Origin of the sequence: Mesorhizobium sp. M7A.F.Ca.CA.001.10.2.1, assembly GCF_003998575.1 — a bacterium.
Taxonomy (GTDB): Bacteria; Pseudomonadota; Alphaproteobacteria; order Rhizobiales; family Rhizobiaceae; genus Mesorhizobium.
The window spans coordinates 1-3,730 of sequence record NZ_RZQY01000613.1 but is presented as its reverse complement, the minus strand read 5'-3'; the positions used below and the strand labels follow the sequence as shown (position 1 = coordinate 3,730).

Below are 3,730 nucleotides of genomic sequence, written 5' to 3'. Positions count from 1 at the left end.
CCGGTGATGATCATCAGCGACAACAGCACGAACAGCACCCCGCCATAGGCCATCTTCTGCAGCGTGTTGTATTCGCGCGTGTGGTGGAATTTGAGCTTGGCGTGGTCAACGATGTCTTGCGGCAATCGTTTCAAATCGTCGAGGCGTGGCGCGAGATCGCGCCGCAGATGGCCGTTCACGGTGCTGGCGACAAACCAGACGATCAACGTCGTGGCCAGTATCCAGGCAAAGAAGAAATGGATGACGCGCGCGGTGCCGAGATCATAGTAGGATGGGATGGTCGCCCAGGAGGGAAAGGCGCGGGACGTCTCCTGGCCGGCCGGACCCGACCAGCCGAGCACGCCAGTGGTGTCGAAGCGATGCCCAAAGATTTCCGTGTAGCCGCGCGGACCCGCATCGGAATTCTCGGCGCCGATGGCGAAGATGGTGTTGTTGTATTCGAAGCCCGATTCTTTGCCGATATAGAGCTGCGGACGGGCATTGAAGATCTGCAGGCCTGACAGCAGCATGAAGAACAACGAGATAGCCCAAAGCCAATGCGTCAGCCGTGTCCAGCGCGACTGCCGGTAGATCAGCGTTTTGTCGTTCGACGCCGAAGCGCCTGGATCGGCGGCGGATTGGCTTCTGGCAACGGATTCCATCGTCTTTCGTCTCCCGGCCTCGCGGCATGGCCTGCGCGTTCATTGTCCTCCTGATACGTCGCGATCCAAACCGATGTTTCATCCGATCACGGATTTATTACGGACCGCCCAGGCTGACGGCGAGATTGACGGCGGCGGCGACGATGACCGTGTTGAAGAAAAACGACAGGATCGAATGGACAAGCACGACACGACGCATATGCGTGGTCGAGATGTTGGTATCGGCGGTCTGTGCCGTCATGCCGATCACCGTCGAGAAGTACAGGAAGTCCCAGCCCTCCGGCCGTTTGTCGCCCGGGAACAGCAGTCCGCCGACAGGGATTTTCTTCCTGGTCTCGGCATCCACAGCATCGCCGTCCATCCAGTAGACATGAGCATAATGGAGCGCTGCCATGGCATGAATGGTGAACCAGCCGAGCGGGATCGACAGCAGCGCGAAGGTGAGCTCGACGGGATGGCTTCTGTCCTTCTGATTGATCAGTAGGAACAATGAGATAACGGCAACGCCGACGACGACAAGCGTCACAGCGAAGATGACCAGCACCGGCTGGTCCGTGGCACGCGCATTCCTGCTCAGATACCTGCCGGTGAACTTCGGCATCTGGGCGACGACGAGAATGACATAAGCGGCAAAGAACGCGTTGGCGCCGATCGAATAGGCAAGCGGGGCGTGCAGCAGCAACGCCACGAGAAGCGCAAAAACGCCAACGCAGGCCGACACAGCGAACAACATGTGGCGCTGAATGGGAGACTTCACCGGGGTTTCGGCAGCCATGTCGGTTCCAACCTTGAATGGCGCTCGGTTTCTAGTCTGGTGTGGCGGATTTGAGCGCCCGCCGCAAGATGCGGTCGAGTTCGCCGAGAAACCGCGACCGGTCTTGCGGCGCGAAGCTGGCATTGTAGCCCTTGCTTTCGCCGGTCTCGCGCAGATGCTGCTTCAGGTCACGCATGGCTACCGCCATGCCGATCGTTTCCGGCGTGAAGGGGCGTCCCGTTGGCCCAAGCACATGGGCGCCGAGTGCCACCGCGCGGGCGGCCAGCGGAATGTCGGCGGTGATCACAATGTCGTTGGTGCGTGCATTGTCCACGATCCAGTCGTCGGCGGCATCAGCGCCCTTGGAGACCACCACATTGCGGATCATCGGATCGCGCGATGGCCGCAGGCCGCCATTGGAGACGTAGGTGACAACGACGCCATGCCGGTCGGCCACTTTTTCGACCTCGGCCTTGACCGGGCAGGCGTCTGCATCGACGAGAATAGCGGGGAGTTCGCTCATGTTTCTTTTCTCCTCCCACTTGTGAACCACAGAGGTCGCGGGCCGATTGGGCGGCGGCCTGGTATCTTCCTCAGTAAACCACGACGCTTCTGATCGATTTGCCCTCATGCATGAGATCGAAACCCTTGTTGATGTCCTCGAGCTTCAGCGTGTGAGTGATCATCGGGTCGATCTGGATCTTGCCGTCCATGTACCAGTCGACGATCTTGGGCACGTCGGTGCGGCCGCGCGCGCCACCGAAGGCGGTTCCCATCCAGGTGCGGCCGGTGACCAGCTGGAACGGCCGCGTCGAGATCTCCTGGCCGGCACCGGCGACGCCGATGACGACCGACTTGCCCCAGCCGCGATGCGAGGCTTCCAGCGCCTGGCGCATCACCTTGGTGCTGCCGGTGCAGTCGAATGTGTAGTCGGCGCCGCCGATCTGGTCGGCGCCACGCTTGGTCATGTTGACGAGGTGGGGCACGACATCGCCGTCGATCTCCTTCGGATTGACGAAATGCGTCATGCCGAAGCGCTCGCCCCACTCCTTCTTGTCGTTGTTCAAATCGACGCCGATGATCATGTCGGCGCCGGCAAGTTTCAGGCCTTGGATCACGTTGAGGCCGATTCCGCCGAGGCCGAAGACGACGGCGGTGGCGCCGATCTCGACCTTGGCGGTGTTGATCACAGCACCGATGCCGGTGGTGACGCCGCAGCCGATGTAGCAGATCTTGTCGAAGGGCGCGTCGGGGTTGACCTTGGCTAGCGCGATCTCGGGCAGCACGGTGAAGTTGGAGAAAGTCGAGCAGCCCATATAGTGAAAGATCTTGTCCTTGCCGATCGAGAAGCGCGATGAACCATCGGGCATCAGGCCCTGGCCCTGGGTGGCGCGGATGGCCGTGCACAGATTGGTTTTTCGCGACAGGCAGGAATGGCACTGGCGGCATTCGGGCGTGTAGAGCGGGATGACGTGGTCGCCCTTCTTGAGCGAGGTGACGCCCTTGCCGATATCGACGACGACGCCAGCGCCCTCATGGCCGAGGATGGCCGGAAACAGACCTTCAGGATCAGCACCCGACAGCGTGAATTCGTCGGTGTGGCAGATGCCGGTCGCCTTGATCTCGACCAGCACCTCGCCCTCACGTGGGCCGTCGAGATCGACCTCCATGATCTCCAGCGGCTTTCCGGCGGCGACAGCGACAGCGGCGCGGGTTTTCATCAGACGTCCTCCAATGCGAGTTTTTTCCAAGGTTTCAGGTTTTGCCGACACGATCAACTGGCGGCTGGCTCCCTGACTGGGCCACAGCGATGAATTGGAATCGCAAGTCGATTGAAAGGCAGTGAATTGCATGGTCGGCTTGACCCTGCAAGCACAGGCCATAAAAGGAACGGCCGACCCGAGGGATGACATTTCGCATGTTCACCAAGATCCTGATCGCCAATCGCGGCGAAATTGCCTGCCGCGTCATCAAGACGGCGCGCAAGATGGGCATCGCCACGGTTGCCGTCTATTCCGATGCCGATCGCGATGCCGTGCATGTCGAGATGGCCGACGAGGCGGTGCATATCGGGCCTTCACCAGCCGCGCTGAGCTATCTCGTCCCGGAAAAGATCATCGCCGCCTGCAAGGAAACGGGGGCCCAGGCCGTGCATCCCGGCTACGGATTCCTGTCCGAGCGGGCGGCCTTCTGCGAAGCGCTGGAAGCGGAAGGCATCATTTTCATCGGCCCGAAGCCCAAGGCCATAAAGGCGATGGGCGACAAGATCGAATCGAAGAAGTTCGCCAACGCCGCCAAGGTTTCCACCGTGCCCGGCTGGCTCGGCGTCATCGAG

General features: G+C 61.0%; 5 protein-coding genes. 1 reads left to right on the top strand and 4 read right to left on the bottom strand.

Translation table 11 applies throughout. From position 1 onward, the window contains the following. From EN964_RS28415 to EN964_RS28400, 4 genes are all read right to left on the bottom strand, one after another. Nucleotides 1-641: cytochrome b/b6 domain-containing protein (locus EN964_RS28415; RefSeq protein ID WP_164776045.1), on the bottom strand; the 641-nt coding region annotated here is incomplete at its 3' end. 97 nt (nucleotides 642-738) lie between these two features. Further along, entirely contained in the window at nucleotides 739-1,416 is a 678-nt protein-coding gene (locus tag EN964_RS28410) for a DUF1345 domain-containing protein (protein WP_023810520.1), read from the bottom strand. 31 nt (nucleotides 1,417-1,447) lie between these two features. Beyond that, nucleotides 1,448-1,918, bottom strand: a complete 471-nt coding sequence (locus tag EN964_RS28405) for a YaiI/YqxD family protein (RefSeq protein ID WP_127270240.1) — start codon at nucleotides 1,916-1,918, stop codon at nucleotides 1,448-1,450. A 70-nt stretch (nucleotides 1,919-1,988) separates the two neighbouring features. Continuing rightward, a complete protein-coding gene (locus EN964_RS28400; protein ID WP_127270241.1) occupies nucleotides 1,989-3,116 on the bottom strand; it encodes an S-(hydroxymethyl)glutathione dehydrogenase/class III alcohol dehydrogenase in 1,128 nt (375 codons plus the stop codon). Nucleotides 3,117-3,313: 197 nt separating this feature from the next. Here EN964_RS28400 and EN964_RS28395 point away from each other — a divergent pair. Further along, a partial coding sequence (locus tag EN964_RS28395; RefSeq protein ID WP_281059576.1) for a biotin carboxylase N-terminal domain-containing protein occupies nucleotides 3,314-3,730 on the top strand: 417 nt, incomplete at its 3' end.